15 protein-coding genes are annotated in these 15,529 nt (G+C 41.1%); 6 read left to right on the top strand and 9 right to left on the bottom strand.

Features of this window, described 5'->3' with window-relative positions; genetic code table 11:
• Positions 1-9 precede the first annotated feature (9 nt).
• The 4 genes from MOZ64_RS05135 to MOZ64_RS05120 all read left to right on the top strand — a co-directional run bounded on the left by MOZ64_RS05135 (position 10) and on the right by MOZ64_RS05120 (position 5,554).
• Complete coding sequence (locus MOZ64_RS05135) at positions 10-1,569, top strand: BCCT family transporter (RefSeq protein ID WP_320325520.1); 1,560 nt, start codon at positions 10-12, stop codon at positions 1,567-1,569.
• On the top strand, positions 1,570-2,847 hold the full coding sequence (locus MOZ64_RS05130) for an MFS transporter (RefSeq protein ID WP_320325519.1): 1,278 nt from the start codon (positions 1,570-1,572) through the stop codon (positions 2,845-2,847).
• A 127-nt stretch (positions 2,848-2,974) separates the two neighbouring features.
• Positions 2,975-4,315: an MATE family efflux transporter gene (locus MOZ64_RS05125; RefSeq protein ID WP_320325518.1), complete on the top strand. Its 1,341-nt coding sequence runs from the start codon at positions 2,975-2,977 to the stop codon at positions 4,313-4,315.
• A gap of 18 nt (positions 4,316-4,333) precedes the next feature.
• Entirely contained in the window at positions 4,334-5,554 is a 1,221-nt protein-coding gene (locus tag MOZ64_RS05120; protein WP_320325517.1) for an MFS transporter, read from the top strand.
• Positions 5,555-5,750: 196 nt separating this feature from the next.
• Here MOZ64_RS05120 and MOZ64_RS05115 read toward each other — a convergent pair whose 3' ends face one another.
• The 9 genes from MOZ64_RS05115 to MOZ64_RS05075 all read right to left on the bottom strand — a co-directional run bounded on the left by MOZ64_RS05115 (position 5,751) and on the right by MOZ64_RS05075 (position 13,876).
• Entirely contained in the window at positions 5,751-6,227 is a 477-nt protein-coding gene (locus MOZ64_RS05115) for an N-acetyltransferase (protein WP_320325516.1), read from the bottom strand.
• A complete protein-coding gene (locus MOZ64_RS05110) occupies positions 6,217-7,263 on the bottom strand; it encodes a threonine aldolase family protein (RefSeq protein WP_320325515.1) in 1,047 nt (348 codons plus the stop codon). The genes MOZ64_RS05115 and MOZ64_RS05110 overlap by 11 nt, the downstream gene beginning before the upstream one ends.
• 6 nt (positions 7,264-7,269) lie before the next feature.
• Entirely contained in the window at positions 7,270-7,998 is a 729-nt protein-coding gene (locus tag MOZ64_RS05105; RefSeq protein WP_320325514.1) for a GntR family transcriptional regulator, read from the bottom strand.
• Positions 7,995-8,507 (bottom strand): GntR family transcriptional regulator, encoded by a 513-nt coding sequence (locus MOZ64_RS05100; protein WP_320325513.1) that lies wholly within the window; start codon positions 8,505-8,507, stop codon positions 7,995-7,997. The genes MOZ64_RS05105 and MOZ64_RS05100 overlap by 4 nt, the downstream gene beginning before the upstream one ends.
• Positions 8,508-8,544: 37 nt before the next feature.
• Complete coding sequence (locus MOZ64_RS05095; protein WP_320325512.1) at positions 8,545-9,918, bottom strand: uracil-xanthine permease family protein; 1,374 nt, start codon at positions 9,916-9,918, stop codon at positions 8,545-8,547.
• Between the two features lie 61 nt (positions 9,919-9,979).
• A complete protein-coding gene (locus MOZ64_RS05090) occupies positions 9,980-10,582 on the bottom strand; it encodes an MmcQ/YjbR family DNA-binding protein (RefSeq protein ID WP_320325511.1) in 603 nt (200 codons plus the stop codon).
• On the bottom strand, positions 10,582-11,751 hold the full coding sequence (alr, locus tag MOZ64_RS05085) for an alanine racemase (protein ID WP_320325510.1): 1,170 nt from the start codon (positions 11,749-11,751) through the stop codon (positions 10,582-10,584). The genes MOZ64_RS05090 and alr overlap by 1 nt, the downstream gene beginning before the upstream one ends.
• Position 11,752: 1 nt before the next feature.
• Positions 11,753-12,517 carry an HAD-IIB family hydrolase gene (locus MOZ64_RS05080; RefSeq protein ID WP_320325509.1) on the bottom strand — a complete coding sequence of 255 codons (765 nt, stop codon included), beginning with the start codon at positions 12,515-12,517 and terminating at the stop codon, positions 11,753-11,755.
• A gap of 12 nt (positions 12,518-12,529) precedes the next feature.
• Positions 12,530-13,876: an MATE family efflux transporter gene (locus MOZ64_RS05075; protein WP_320325508.1), complete on the bottom strand. Its 1,347-nt coding sequence runs from the start codon at positions 13,874-13,876 to the stop codon at positions 12,530-12,532.
• Positions 13,877-13,990: 114 nt separating this feature from the next.
• Between MOZ64_RS05075 and nagB the strand changes: the two genes are divergently transcribed.
• On the top strand, positions 13,991-14,713 hold the full coding sequence (gene nagB, locus MOZ64_RS05070; RefSeq protein ID WP_320325507.1) for a glucosamine-6-phosphate deaminase: 723 nt from the start codon (positions 13,991-13,993) through the stop codon (positions 14,711-14,713).
• 73 nt (positions 14,714-14,786) lie between these two features.
• Entirely contained in the window at positions 14,787-15,344 is a 558-nt protein-coding gene (locus MOZ64_RS05065) for a histidine phosphatase family protein (protein ID WP_320325506.1), read from the top strand.
• Positions 15,345-15,529 lie beyond the last annotated feature (185 nt).

Here is a 15,529-nt window from a genome sequence, read left to right as displayed (position 1 = left end):
GTGAGATCCATGCGAGAAGCATTGAAAGAAATGGACAAGGTCGTTTATTTTACGGCCATGGGACTGATTGCCCTGATCGTGCTCACATTGGCTTTTTGGCCCGAAGTGATCATTGGTTTTATTCAAGGTGCTTTTCAAATTGTCGTTGGCAAATTGGGGTGGATGTATGTCTTGGTCAATGTCATTTGTTTCGGTATGTTCTTTTATTTGTACTTTAGTAAATATGGCAACATCAAATTAGGCAAACCCGATGAAAAGCCCCGCTTTTCGACCTTCAGCTGGGCCGCGATGATCTTCACATCAGGGGCTGGATCCAGCACGGTCATTCTTGGGTTTGCGGAACCTTTGTATTATTTGACCGACACCCCTTTTCACATCAAAGCCATGTCCACCAAGGCCTATGAATATGCGCATATGTATGGCCAATTTCATTGGGGATTCAGTGCTTGGGCCTTTTATGTACCGGCCGTTGCAGCCATTTGTTATATGTTGTATATTCGCAATTCGAAAGATGTAAAAATTTCCAATACCATGACACCATTATTTGGTGAGCCATTCACCCATACGATATTTGCCAAGATCATTGATATTTGTGTGGTGTTAGGGATCGTTGCATCCATCACGACATCGCTAGGCTTGGGGGTTCCGGTCATGTCCAAATTGATAGCGGATCTAACGGGATTGCCAGCCAATATGGGAATGCAGATCTTTGTGTTTGCGGTCTGGTTTGCGATTTTTGGATGGAGCGTATTTCGCGGCTTAAATAATGGCATTCGTAAATTGACCAACTTGAATATGATCATTATTGGTGTCTTTCTTGCTGGCTTTGTTTGCGTCACCCCTTTGGGTGATTTGATCAGTATGGAATTAAATACCATTGGTTTGTATCTAGATAAATTGCCCCGATTGGTTTTTTATACCGATCCCTTTGGCGATAAAAAATTTGTGAGTGGATGGACCATGTTCTATTGGGGATGGTGGTTAACTTTTATTCCCATCATGGGGATCTTTATTGCCAAAGTCTCGCAAGGACGTACTCTAAAACAAGTGTTGTTGGGACAAATGGTCTATGGAACATTGGGTTGTTGTACGTTTTTAGGCTTGTTAGGTGGCTATTCATTGTATCTTCAAAGACATGGTGTTGTGAATCTGGTTTCCATTCTTGCCAAAGAAGGCAATGAAGGGGTTGTCTTGGCCATCCTTCATACCTTGCCATTTCCCAAGATCTTTATTGTCGTTACCATTGTATTGTGCTTTGTCTTTTTGGCAACAACGATTGATTCAACCGCTTTGGTGTTGGGAAATGCCACATCCAAACATTTAGATCCCAATCGAGATCCTCATTTATACAACCGCTTTAGCTGGGCGATAGCCATCTTTGTGTTGGCGATTGCTTTGACGTTGGTCGGCGGTTTGAGCCTGATCCAGAAATTTGCAATCGATATTGGTTTCTGGTTGATCTTTATCACCATCCTTCTCTCGATTTCTGTAGTTCATGCGATGAAAGAAGATCTTGGTGATAAGACCAAAGAAGAAATCATTGAAATTTTTCAAAAAGGAAGGAATTGAATGATGAGTAAAAACGCTAGAAAATATTTAACATTGATTATTTTAGGACTGGCGGGAGGTTCAATCTATATTTTCCCGTATTTAAAATATGTATTTTATGATCCACTGATCCATGTCTTACATATCAGTAATGCGCAATCGGGCTTATTGCTGACGATGTATGCGATTGGTTGTGTCATCTTATATATTCCTGGCGGTATCTTAGCCGATAAAGTCAATCCGAAAAAAGCTTTGATCTTATCTCTATTGGGAGAAACCATTCTTACGGTTTTGTTTGGGGTCTTGATCATGGCCAATCTTTCTCCTGCAACAACGTATCATTGTGCCTTGGTGATTTGGTTGTTGTTGGCCATCTGTTCTGGATTTGTGTTCTGGACCGCTATTTTAAAAGCCATTCGTATGATTGGTACCGATGCGGAACAAGGACGTATGTATGGCATCTATTATGCAGCCAATGGGACGACCGCAGCCATCGTCGCTGCCATCAACTTGTGGGCCTACAATGCCTTTGGTGGGGATGCCAATGAACAAATGGGCTTCTTTGCCGCTGTTATGTCTATGGCCGTATTTACTTTATTAGCTGCCATCTTGTTAGGCCTCTTTATGGAAGGATCCACGGATAAAGATCTATCAACAGCTGAAGCAGACAAGTTCCATTTCAGTGATGTCGGGGCCGTATTAAAGAACCCATCGATTTGGTTGGTTTCGATCATGTTCTTCTGTATTTATGGTGTTTATAGTTGCGCTTCGTATTTCACTCCCTATTTGACCGATATTGTTGGTCTCTCCAATACTATTGCCGGTATTTGTTCTATCTTACGAACCTACGTTGTCATGTTGGTGGCAGCCCCATTGGGAGGCATCTTAGCGGATAAACTCTTCCATTCTACGTTGAATTGGTTCCGTTTTGGCGGCGCTTTATTAGCCGTATCGATCTTGCTTGTGATCTTAGTAGGTACTGGCGCACCGAGTCTATTGATTGCCATCTTGACCTTGATTCCTGGTCTATTCAGTATGAGCTTATATGGGGTCATGTTTTCGACCATGCATGAAATCAATATTCCGGTCAAAGTAGCCGGTACGGCCATTGGTATTGCTTCCATTGTTGGGTATCTGCCAGATATGTTCTTAAGTACGGCCTTTGGTACGATCCTGGATCGCAGTTCTGGTGCATCGGGATACTTTCAGATCTTTACGGTCTTGACCATCTTCTGTGTAATCATTGTCGTGATCAGTGCGTATCTTTATCGCAAATATGTAAAGAAACAACCTGCATAATTTATCGTGAAAAAGACTTTCCATTCAAAATAAATTGTGTTATAAAAAGAGCAACAAAACCACAACACGTTGGCCTTCATCCCCGAATGAAGGCCAACGTGTTGTGGTTTTTTTATGGAGGGATAAAATGGAAAAAAATAAGATGGCAACGATGCCGGTTCCCCAATTGCTCTTAAATATGGGGCTGCCCATGATGTTGTCGATGTTAGGACAAGCTTTATATAACGTGGTGGATACCTTTTATGTATCCCGAATACAAGGTATGGCCAATGCCGGCGAAATGGCCATCAACGCATTGACCATGGCCTTTCCCATTCAAATGTTGATCATTGCACTGGGTGTTGGGACGGGTGTAGGCATCAATGCATTGATTTCCCGTTTGTTAGGGATGAAAGAAATACGAAAAGCAGAAAATGCAGCAGGCAATGCGCTTTGTATGAGCTTGTTGTATTTTGTTGGCTTATTTCTTTTTGGAATTTTTGGTACCCAAGCGTTTATTTCTAGTCAAACAGAGAATGCGATCGTGGCCCAATTTGGAATCGATTATTTACGAATCATTGCGATCTTTTCCTTAGGAACATTGGTATATATGTGTTTGGAAAAAATAACAGTGGCTACCGGACGAACCAAGATTACGATGATGACCCAATTAGCCGGCGCCATCACCAATATTGTTTTAGATCCTATTTTGATCTATGGTTGGTTGGGTCTACCTGTCATGGGTGTAAAAGGCGCTGCCATTGCCACTGTAATTGGTCAATTTGTTTCTCTGATCAGCTTAGGTTTGTTTTATGTCAATAAACACCCCATCCTATCCATTCATGGGTCGGATTTTCATCTTCAGGCCGATATATTGCGAAATCTCTATCGTGTGGGGGTTCCTGCCATCATGATGCAACTGTTGGTTCCTATCATGTCCTATGCGATGAATTTGATTCTTGGAGGCATTTCCGAAGCCTCTATCACCGCTTATGGCATCTATTATAAACTACAAAACTTTGTATTTATGCCTGCCTATGGTCTGAATAATGCATCAATCCCAATTATTTCCTATAATTATGGAGCCGGTAAGCAAGATCGCATTCGCTCGACCATTCGTTGGGCATTGATCGATAGTATGGTCATCATGGGAATCGGGGTCATTCTATTGGAAGGATGGACCGAACCTATCGTATCCATTTTTGCGGTTTCCCAAGAGACCATGGCCCTTTGTGTATGGGCCTTACGCATCATTGTCTGGGGTTTCTTTTTTGCGGGGGCCAATATCATCTTACAAGGCGTTTGCCAAGCTTTAGGCAATGGCAAGTATTCCCTGATCATTTCTTTGATTCGCTTCCTTCTCATTCCGTTGCCTTTTGCGTTTTTGATCCATTCGCAACTTCATGTTTGGTTTGCGATTCCTTTGGGCGAAATGGTGGGAATGATCGTTGCCATCTTGTTGACGAAACATTTGTATAAAAACATGTAGGAAAGATATAATACATATATGCGATTGAACACCCAACGAACCATCTGCATTGGGCTAGCTTTTTTTTCGATTTGTGCCTTTTGGCAATTTTACGACAATGAAATTCCCAAAATATTAAAAAATAGCTTTGGCATGAAAGAAACCATGACCGGTCTAGTCATGTCACTGGATAATATTTTGGCCCTTTTTCTATTGCCCCTCTTTGGTCGCTGGTCCGATCATACCCATACAAGAATAGGCAAACGCATGCCCTTTATTTTGATTGGCAATTTGCTGGCGTGTATCTTTTTGCTTATTTTAGGACATCTTAGCCAGCTTGGTCCGTTCCTTTTCTGCTTGGTGTTGTTGCTTTTGGCTATGGGCATCTATCGATCACCGGCCGTTTCCTTAATGGCCGATTTGACCCCAGCCCCACTTCGTTCGCAAGGCAATGCCATCATCAATTTGATGGGTGCTTTCGGTTGTTTTTGTACATTGGTCTTGATCAAAGTGTTCTTAAAAAAGAATCAATATGGACCATTGATCCTATCCTTAGTGCTATTGATGATGGTCAGTATTTTGATTCTTTTTCTTACGGTTCCGGAAAAGAAGCTCATAGATGAAATGGGGACCCAACCCAAAACGGAAGAAGAAAAAGCGAAGGAAGCTTCTAAAGGCAAGAAGATGCCAAAAGCGACGCAACGATCGTTGATCCATGTATTGGTGGCTGTCTTTTTTTGGTACAGTGCCTATAATGCCGTTACCACAGCGTTTTCTCGATATGCGCAACAAGTTTGGCATCTACAAAATGGGGCCTATGCCGATTGTTTGATGATTGGCACGATCGTGGCGGTTTTATCCTATCTTCCGATTGGTCATGTTTCCCAAAAAATCGGGCGGAAATCAATGATCCTATTTGGCATTGGATCGATGGCGTTGGCCTATGGCATGGCGACTATTATGGGTACCTATTCGCAGATCATGATGATATGGTTTGCGTGTGTCGGTATTGGTTGGGCAGCCATTAATGTCAACAGCTATCCCATGGTCGTAGAAATGAGCCAAGCTGGGGATATTGGCCTGTTTACCGGAATGTATTATACGTTTTCCATGGCAGCACAGGTATTTACCCCTATTGCCAGTGGCTTTTTATTAGAGCATGTTGGCTATCAAACCTTATTTCCTTATGCGTTTGTATGTATGATCTTAGCTGCCATCACGATGCTTGGTGTGCATCATGGAGATATAAAAAAACGATAAAAATTATCCAAATTGTAGCAATTCAAAATAAGATCCAAAAGTGGTTAAAAACGCATCCAGACGTTGGATATGAATCCATTTCCATCGAAAAAAAAGAGAACAAGTTGCACAAATGGGAATTCTTTCTGTGCCGCTGTTCTCGTATATCGGAATGAGTGTGAAATTATTCTTTAGTTTGGATGAACTCTTATCGACGTTAGATGCGTTCATAGGCTAAACGAGGTTGGTGATCGCGTACATAGATGATGCCACAATATTGGAACTGATTCTTTCCAATCACATGCTGCATGATCGCATTATCGGCATGGGTATCGATCCGTAAATGTGCGATTTTGTTGGAAGCAAAGTCGATGACTTGTCCAAAGAAACCATGAATGGTGCCATCACTGGCAATGCGATGAATGGTGCCATAGGGCGAATCATCCAACCATTGACCTTGTTCGATATATGCATAGGTGGGATCTTCACCGATGATCAAGGCAAAGACACCATGAATTTGATTGGTTTCATACACATAGAGTTGTTGGCATTGAATGTCTTTTGCCAACAACTTTTTTTCTGGATAGCCATCCTTCCATTGATAAGGATTGCCCGTTTGGATCATAAATTGACGAGCAATGACATATAGATCGAAAATTTGATCCAGATCGATCATTTGTGCTTTACGAATCATGTTGGATCTCTTTCAAAAGTTGACACAGTGCATCGACATCTTTTTGTTGCGTGGCCCAACTGGTCGCAATGCGTACAATACAATGGGTCTTGTCTACTTGTTCCCAGAAACTTAAATTGACTTTTTGGCTTAATCGATTCCATAAGGTGTTATCCACAATAAAGAAAATTTGATTGGTTGGTGTTTCTAAATACAGTTGATAGCCATTTGTTTTTAGGGCATCGATGATTTGTTGGGCATATACATCGGCATCATATCCAATATGTAGATATAGATCCTCTTTGAATAATTCATCAAATTGGATGCCCAATAGTCTTCCTTTTGCCAATAAAGCACCATTTTGTTTGAGGATCGTGAAAAAATGCGGAATCAAATGGGGATGTGGCATGACGACAGCTTCACCAATCAAGGCTCCGCATTTTGTGCCACCAATATAGAAAATATCACACAATTGAGCCAATTCGGGCAAAGATATGTCATTTTGTTTCGATGCCAAGGCATAAGCCAAACGAGCTCCATCCATATACAAAGGCAGATGATATTTTTGACATACCCGATAGATCTCGCTTAATTCCGCTTTGGAATACAGCGTACCAAATTCAGTGGGTTGCGATAGATACACCATGCCGGGCATGACCATGTGTTCATGATTTAAGTCTTGTTCAAAATTTTGGAGATATTGTTCGATTTGATTAGCAGTAATTTTGCCCCATCTACTTGAAATTGGCAATACTTTGTGACCGCCAAATTCAATGGCACCCGCTTCATGGACACTGATATGACCAGAATCCGGTGCCATTACGCCTTGATAGGAAGGCAATAAAGCCGAAATGATCGTGGCATTGGTTTGGGTACCACCACTTAAAAAATAAATTTCGGCATCGCATTGACAAGCTGCCTGAATTCGTTTTTTAGCAGATGCACAAATCACATCGGTTCCATAACCAGGTGTTTGATCCATATTGGTTTGGACCAATCGGTGAATGATATGAGGATGGGCTCCTTCTTGATAATCGGAAGCAAATTGTAGTTTCATGGTTTCTCACTTTCTTGAATGATCTTGTACAAATTTGAAACAAGTATATTTGGGCTTGTTGTAAGAAAGGGTATATTCCACATGTTCTTTTTGTGGATCATAGCCATAATATTGAAATAAAAACAATTGATCATCGGTTTTCACATCCATGATCTTCTGATAAGCAGAAGGTAGGGAAGTGATTCGTAAAGTCGATGTTTGAGTAATGGTTGGATGGTGATGGTCGGCCATATATTCATATAACGAGCAGGTTTGAAAATCAAATCGATCCATATCATGAAATAAAGGATAGGGCAGATATGTCTTTTGCAGTGCATACGGCTCATCATTGATCGTAAAGATGCGAATGAGTTCATAGACTTTGGTACAAGAAAAAAAGCTTTTTGCGGCGTCTGGGACATCGACCACCTGTAAAGAAATGACCTGACGAGAAGAACTCATGCCCTTTTGGCGAATCTGGACGGATAAAGAAATATTTTCGGCATCTCCCAGTTGCAGACGATCATGGACCGTAGGAATCTGCGTGACAAAGGTTCCCTTGCCTCGATAACTGGTGACAATTCCTTCTTTTTCTAAGTTTTTGATGGCATTGCGTACTGTCATGCGATTGATGCCATACATTTCCGACATCTTTCGTTCCGAATCTAATTTATCTCCCAATTGCAGTTCACCTTGAATGATCTTTTGTTTGATGCTTTGCATCAGTTGTTGATACAACGCTTGTGGATTGTTCATTGATGGATCACGCTCCTAAATCGGAAAAAAGATGGTATGGCTGCCATTTCATAGTATTCAAACGGCTTGCCGATATTTAAATACGAATTGCCCTTGATCAAAACAATGTCCTGTCCATGGGGTACATGGAGATAATGGGCTTCTTCTTCGTTGCAGGAAACGATCAAGATCTCTTCTTGATTGGATGCCAAGTGATAACCATATTTCTTCTCGATCACATCCAAAAAGGCCACATCATTGAGATCGACTTTGTCCAGTCCAGGCACAATATCCAAATTAATGTAGGTTTTTTCTAAAACTTTTGGTTGATCCTCCACCATGCGTAATCGTTTATAAAAAAATAATTTGGTTGCGAGCGGCACACCCAAGATATGCGAAATTGTATAGTTGGATTCAATGATCTTTTTTTCGATCACTCGATTTTCTACTTTGTAGCCCTTTTCTTTTAATAAATTCGTTAAGGAAGCGGGACTATCCATGCTTCGTTCAATATAAATCTCATTTGCCATATGTTTATTATAGCCTATTCATAAAAAAAGAGAGAAATCATTCTCCCTTTGGTACATCGGTTTCATAATATTTGGGGTCTTTTGGTAAAAAAAGATCCATGACCAAAGCCACCACAAATACACCGGCCACCATGTTGCCCGCAAAGATATCGCCCAATACATGAGGCAAGTGGGCAAAGAAACCATCGACCTGGGTCACACCAACGCCTAGACAAATGGAAGTAGCCGCAATCAATACGTTGCGATTATCCATGCCCGCATCATGCATCATGCGAATGCCCGACATGAAGATCGAACCAAACATGATGACGGTACAACCACCCAATACACAATCTGGCAATGTGGTCAAGAAAGCACCAATGGGTGGGAAGAGACCACCTAAGATCATCGCCAAAGCGCCAAATAGAATACAAAAACGATTGACGACATGGGTCATGGAAATCAAACCCACATTTTGGCTAAATGAAGTAATTGGGGAACAACCAAAAATGCCTCCAGAAACGGCAGAAATAAAACCATCGACACCTAAGGAACCCGAAATTTCTTTGGAGGTTACATCACGATGTAAGCCTTCTTTTGCGGTTGCGGTGGTATCGCCAATGGTTTCTACGGCGGAAACCACAAAGATCAAACAAAAAGAGAGGATATGGCTCAGATTGAATTTCGGCGTAAACGCACACAATTGCGGAATCGCAACGATTCCCATTTCCGAAATGGTCTTGCCCATAGCGGCAAAGTTCACCATCCCAAAACAGATCGACACGACATAGCCAACCATCATGCCAAGTAATACATACATTTGTTTAAAGATACCTTTTAATTTGATATGGAAGATCAAAGCTGAAATCAAAGTAATGGTGGCTACCAACAAGTTTTGCCATGATCCCATATCGTATTTAGCAGACGAACCAAAGGATTGTACACCGACATTGAGGATGCTTAAGCCAATGGAAACAACCACGCAAGCAGCGACCATAGGAGAGATGAATTTTCGCCAATATTTGGCGGTTAATCCCAATAATCCTTCAAAAATACCACCAATAATGATGGCACCGACCATATATCCATAATCTTGACTGGCTGCATTCATCGCCGCAGCTAAGAAAGTAAAGCTCAATCCCATCACGACCGGAAGTCCCGATCCAATAGGGCCCAATGGATACAATTGGATCAAAGTACCAATACCGGCAATCAACATACAATTTTGGATCAAGCGCGCCGTCTCTAGACTGGAAAAGGGTTTCCCATTATATACCGCAACTCCCGCAATTAAGATCAAGGGTGCGACATTGGCAATAAACATCGCTAAGACATGTTGGAGACCAAATGGAATGGCCTTGGCGATGGGGACATACCCATCCAACTTGTATACATTTTCAATTTTCGCATCTGCATAAGTTTCTTTCTTCATAAAATTTTCCTTCCTTAAACAATGAAAAGTATGCCATAAATAAAATGAAAACGCACGATATTTATACCGTGCGATCGAAACTATCTTGAATATAGGAAAGAATTTCTTCATCGGTCAACGTATCATCCAAACCAATAGAAATCCAATGTTGTTTGTTCATATGCCATGCAGGATAAATGCCCAATCGATGAAGGCATTGGGAAGCGTTTGCTTTCACATTGATAATTTCAATGGGTCCTTGGCCAATACCCAATTTTTCTTTATCGATACATTGGATGAGGGCATACCATTTTCCATGTCTTTTATAAGCACCATAAGAAGGATACTTTCGAAAAGGGAAAGTAGCTTGAGTGGGCATTTGGGCATCAATACGATTGGTTTGGGCAAAACGATAGGTTTCTACTATGCAGCAATGTTGAAAAAAATCATGCATTACCTGATCATATGCAGATCGTACGGATTGAACAAATCGTCCTTCGGGATGGGTCTTCCATACAATATAAGGCTCTTGTGTTTCATTATCCACGATCTGGCTTTTGATTTGTTGGTGGATGATTTGAATACAAACCGAAAACTGACGATCTAGGATGGGGCAAACATACACATAGGAATGCTCTTGTTTGATAAAGCCATAGGGAATCAAACGGGTTTCTGCTATTCTCATTACATTCTTAATAATAATTCTTTCGATATGATTTTGCCACTTTGTAGATAGAATCTAGGTACTCGTTTACTCACGGCACAAACAATTTCATAGGGAATCGTGCCAGCTAAGGCGGCCCAATCATCCAAAGATCGATGGGGTCCAAATATTTCAATTTCACTGCCAACTTTGACATTCCATTTATCGGTCAAATCAATCATGGCCATATCCATACAAATGCGACCACACTGTTGGACAGGACCATCAACACTCATCAATTGGCAACGATTGGATAACGAACGCAAAAAACCATCAGCATATCCATAGGGAATCACGCCCATCCGCGTCTTTTTGTTGGTTGTGTAGATTCCTCCATAACTCACATGGGTACCTGGATCATAGACTTTAATGGTGCTGACCACTGTTTTTAAGGACATTAAAGGTTGGAGATGCCATTTTTTTGCATGGGTACCATATCCATACAACAATAAGCCAGGACGGACCATATCTAAATACGTTTCGGGATGATCGACGGTTGCTCCGGTATTGGCACAATGATGCAAAGAAAAGGTTTGGCCCCATTTTGTTTCTACTGCATGGATCACGTTTTGAAACAGGGCAAATTGTTTTTGGGTATAGGCTTGGCTCATTGAATCTTCTTCATCGGCCATCGCAAAATGGGTAAAGATTCCTTCTGCTTGTAAACCGGGCAATTGACAAGCTTCAACGATGCCTTCGATTCCGCTATCAAAATGTTCATCGTTACATAAATAGCCCAAACGAGACATGCCGGTGTCCACTTTGATGTGGACCTTTAAGGTACCACCATATTTTAAAGCTTCAGCATTGTATTCATCGGCTTTGGCTTTACAAGTGACTGCTTGGGTAATATTGAAACAAATCAAACGATCCACTTGTTCTTTGGGGGTGTGACCCAAAATAAGGATTGGCATCGTGATTCCATTGAAACGCAATTCCATGGCTTCATCAATACTGCTGACGGCTAAATAATCAGCCCCTAATTCCTGTAGACGACTGGCAATCTGAACCGAACCATGACCATAAGCATCGGCTTTGACCACACCTAAGAATTTGGTCTTGGCACCAATGTGTGAACGAATGGTTTGATAATTGTAGTCAAGGGCATCGAGATCAATTTCCGCCCAAGTTCGTTTTAATGTTGATTTCATTTTATTCACCACCTAATAATTCAGCAATCGAATCGACAACTTGTGAAGCGTGTGCCTGGACATCTTTGCTTGCCCAGGAAACGGCAGCTCCATGAAGACCATATGTGATCAGGGGAATATCGTTGTTGCCATCGCCAAGCGTATATACATCTTGTTTCGCAATATGATGCCTTTCACAAATACGAGCAATACCCGTTGCTTTGGAAATATTTTTCGGGACCACATCGACGACATATTGATTGGCATAGGCTACGATTCCATCTGAAAAATGGGCATTGAGCCGTTTTTCTAATTGCAGGGCTTGTTCTTTTGTGTCCATGGACAAAACAATTTGTGCATATTTTCCTTGCGCATGGAGTTGGGCTTCACTCATATCGCAAGCTAAGTCGGGATATCGTTTATCTTCGAGTTGGTCATTGACAAGAATGCGATGGCGATAAAACCCATCATTGACAACATAACTGACAATGCTACCGACCATTTTGGCCATATACATGATATCAACGGCTAGGATCGGCTCTAAATATGTGGAGAAAATTTCATTCTTTTGGGCATCAAAAGCCATCCCACCATTATTGGTTATAAAATAATCAACAGGCAATAGATATTTTTGAACTTGTTCGAGTATGGATTCCATCGAACGGCCGGTATCGATCACAAATAAATGACCGTTGGCTTTCCATTGATCGATGCTGGAAAGATCCTCTGTTTTGATGTTTCCATCAACCAGTAGCGTTCCATCGTAATCGGTTGCGAATAATTTCATAGCGCTATTATACTACATCTCCACATATTCTTCTTTGGTTACTTTAAAATATAAAAGAATGACAGCCAAACCTGTAATGATCCAGGAAATGGGATAAATGATGACGACTTGAGAGAAATGGGCAAAGGCAGCATGAGCCAGACTGATATATACGATTCGTAAGACACAAGAACCAATCAAAGTAAAAATCGTGGGTTCTAAGGAATGGCCAATGCCTCGTAAGCTGCCACCGGGAATTTCATAGAGGGAAGTCAGTGGTTCCAATAAAGCAATATAGGCCATTCGAATATTGGCATAATAGATCACTTGAGCATCCGTGGTAAACAATCCAAGTAAGGGTCTTTTCAAAAGAAAAAAAGTAATCGAAATCAGGGCGGTAAAGCCAAAGGCACAAAGCCAGGAAGTACGTGTGGTTTTTCGACAGCGTGCATAGTTTTTGGCGGCATAGTTTTGTGAAATAAAAGTCATGGTGGCTTGGGTGAAGCCATAGACGATGAAGTAACAAATATATTCAAAATTTAAGGCGGCCGCATTTCCCGCAACGCAAGCCGATCCAAAGTGATTCACAGCGGCTTGAATAACGACATTCGATATCGAAAAGATCAAACCTTGGAGTCCGGCTGGTAGACCAATCCAAAGAATGGCACGAAGATGTTCTTTTTGGATTCCCAACTTATGAATGTCTAAATGAAGCATGCCTTGTTCATGGATCAAGGTGTGGAAAATCAGAAAGCTACTGAGACCATTGGCAAGGGTCGTGGCCAAGGCCACTCCATCGGCATTGCGATGAAAGCCAAGGACAAAGACCAAATTTAAGCAGACGTTGACAATTCCTGCAATGATAAGAAAAAATAAGGGTCGTTTGGTGTCGCCAATCGATCGTAAAACAGCCGATCCAAAATCATAGATCATTAAAAAGGGCATTCCACAAAAATAGATGCGTAAATAGAGCGTGGCCATATCAATCACATCGGTTGGTGTATTTAATATATGTAAGACGGGTTTGGCAATAATCTGGCCAATGATCAACATCAAAAAACCACTAATAATGGCGAGGACAAAACTGGTGTGGAGCACTTCATTGGCTTGATCTTCTTCTTTAGCACCAATACAACGCGCGATAATGATATTGGCACCAATGGATAGGCCTGTAAAAAAGGTCACGATCATATTGATCACAGGGGCATTGGAGCCAACGGCGGCCATGGCTTGACTGGAAGCAAAATGGCCGACAACCGCGGTATCGGAAGCATTGAATAGTTGTTGGAGGATGTTGGAAAGCGCAATAGGAATCGCTATAATACATAAGTTTTTATAAATGCTGCCTTCCAACATATTAATAGCGTGTTTATTTTCCATGATCATAGTTCTCTTTCTTACGTGCCTTATTCTATCACTTCCTTTTTTTTTATAAAGTGGTTGAAACTGGTATATAAAAGTGGTATATATGAATTGTCGAAGGAGATATCAATTATGAAAGTTATTGTTTGTGAAAATTACGAAGAAGAATCAAAAAAAGCATATGAAGTCATGAAAGATGTGATCACGAAGAATCCACATGCTGTATTGGGTTTGGCAACGGGATCAAGTCCTGAAGGTTTATATAAAGAAATGGTCAAAGACCATGAAGAAAATGGTACAAGTTATGAAAATATCACTTCTTATAACTTGGATGAATATGTAGGCATCGATCGCAATCATCCAGAATCCTATTATTCATTTATGCATAAACATTTATTTGATCATGTCAACATCAAACCGGAAAATACCCATTTACCAGAAGGTAGTACACAAGCCGATGCGGATGCTTATGAAGCCGAATTGAAAAAGGTCACGATTGATTTGCAGCTACTTGGAATTGGACGAAATGGCCATATTGGCTTCAATGAACCAGGTACATCGTTTGATGCCCCTACCCATATTGTTGATTTGACTCAAAGCACGCTGGAAGCCAATAGTCGTTTCTTTGATAATGACATCAATAAAGTACCACATCAAGCCATGTCAATGGGTCTAGGTTCGATCATGCGTTCCAAAAAGATCTTATTGGTTGCCGATGGAGAAGCCAAAGCCGATGCGGTAAAGGCCATGGTAGAAGGTCCGGTTACGGAACAAGTTCCAGCTTCTTTATTACAGAAACACCCAGATGTTGTGGTTGTTTTAGATAAAGCAGCGGCTTCTAAATTATCGAAATAGTTTTTTCCCCCTCTCTAGGTCGAAGGACATCCTTCGGCCTTTTTTGTATAATAAAGAAAAGCGAGGATATACAATGAAAATTTTAGTGATTCGGCATGGCACGACCGATTGGAATGATAAAAACTTAGCACAAGGTTCGACAGATAATCCTTTAAATGAAAGAGGAAAGGAACAAGCTAAAAGAATGGGAAAACAGTTATGTGGATTGGGTATCAATAAACTATATAGTTCACCCCTTCTTCGGGCTCGACAAACCAGTCAGATCATTGCCCAAGAATTAGAAAATGAAATACCGATTCAATATACACCCGCTTTACGAGAACAGGATTTTGGGATCTTTGAAGGTGTCTTGCGAAATGATGAACAGTACCAAATTGAAAAACATCAGTATTTTAAACGATTTAAGAATGGGGAATCCTTTTTGAATGTCGCGGCTCGTGTATATCCTTTTCTGGATGAATTGATCGCAACTTCAAACGATCAAGATGTGATCTTGTTGTCGTGTCATGGTGGGATTTGTCGGATGATTGCTAGTTATTTTGAAGACTTGGATAATGATGCGTTTGCTTCTTATTTTGTCAAAAATTGTGAGGTGAAATCGTTTGAAATTAAAAAAATGCAAAAAAGATAAAAAAAGGGGTTGCATAAGGCAGATAGATTTGATAATATAACTGAGCACGCGAAAGCGTGACGATCTTTGAAAACTGAACAGGAAACCAAGAAACACGTCAATTTCGAGAAAGAAACAAACGATGTCAGGAACATCGAAGAGCTAAATCAAATGAAGAGTTTGATCCTGGCTCAGGATGAACGCTG

Source organism: Absicoccus intestinalis (assembly GCF_033971885.1).
Taxonomy (GTDB): domain Bacteria; phylum Bacillota_I; class Bacilli_A; order Erysipelotrichales; family Erysipelotrichaceae; genus Absicoccus; species Absicoccus intestinalis.
This window is presented reverse-complemented; position numbering and strand designations above follow the sequence as displayed.

What these genes read in the sequence shown, in the direction of transcription:
- MOZ64_RS05135 (WP_320325520.1), top strand. Translation starts at nt 10, where the DNA reads ATGCGAGAAGCATTGAAAGAAATGGACAAGGTCGTTTATTTTACGGCC.
- MOZ64_RS05130 (WP_320325519.1), top strand. Translation starts at nt 1,570, where the DNA reads ATGATGAGTAAAAACGCTAGAAAATATTTAACATTGATTATTTTAGGA.
- MOZ64_RS05125 (WP_320325518.1), top strand. Translation starts at nt 2,975, where the DNA reads ATGGAAAAAAATAAGATGGCAACGATGCCGGTTCCCCAATTGCTCTTA.
- MOZ64_RS05120 (WP_320325517.1), top strand. Translation starts at nt 4,334, where the DNA reads ATGCGATTGAACACCCAACGAACCATCTGCATTGGGCTAGCTTTTTTT.
- MOZ64_RS05115 (WP_320325516.1), bottom strand. Translation starts at nt 6,227, where the DNA reads ATGATTCGTAAAGCACAAATGATCGATCTGGATCAAATTTTCGATCTA.
- MOZ64_RS05110 (WP_320325515.1), bottom strand. Translation starts at nt 7,263, where the DNA reads ATGAAACTACAATTTGCTTCCGATTATCAAGAAGGAGCCCATCCTCAT.
- MOZ64_RS05105 (WP_320325514.1), bottom strand. Translation starts at nt 7,998, where the DNA reads ATGAACAATCCACAAGCGTTGTATCAACAACTGATGCAAAGCATCAAA.
- MOZ64_RS05100 (WP_320325513.1), bottom strand. Translation starts at nt 8,507, where the DNA reads ATGGCAAATGAGATTTATATTGAACGAAGCATGGATAGTCCCGCTTCC.
- MOZ64_RS05095 (WP_320325512.1), bottom strand. Translation starts at nt 9,918, where the DNA reads ATGAAGAAAGAAACTTATGCAGATGCGAAAATTGAAAATGTATACAAG.
- MOZ64_RS05090 (WP_320325511.1), bottom strand. Translation starts at nt 10,582, where the DNA reads ATGAGAATAGCAGAAACCCGTTTGATTCCCTATGGCTTTATCAAACAA.
- alr (WP_320325510.1), bottom strand. Translation starts at nt 11,751, where the DNA reads ATGAAATCAACATTAAAACGAACTTGGGCGGAAATTGATCTCGATGCC.
- MOZ64_RS05080 (WP_320325509.1), bottom strand. Translation starts at nt 12,517, where the DNA reads ATGAAATTATTCGCAACCGATTACGATGGAACGCTACTGGTTGATGGA.
- MOZ64_RS05075 (WP_320325508.1), bottom strand. Translation starts at nt 13,876, where the DNA reads ATGGAAAATAAACACGCTATTAATATGTTGGAAGGCAGCATTTATAAA.
- nagB (WP_320325507.1), top strand. Translation starts at nt 13,991, where the DNA reads ATGAAAGTTATTGTTTGTGAAAATTACGAAGAAGAATCAAAAAAAGCA.
- MOZ64_RS05065 (WP_320325506.1), top strand. Translation starts at nt 14,787, where the DNA reads ATGAAAATTTTAGTGATTCGGCATGGCACGACCGATTGGAATGATAAA.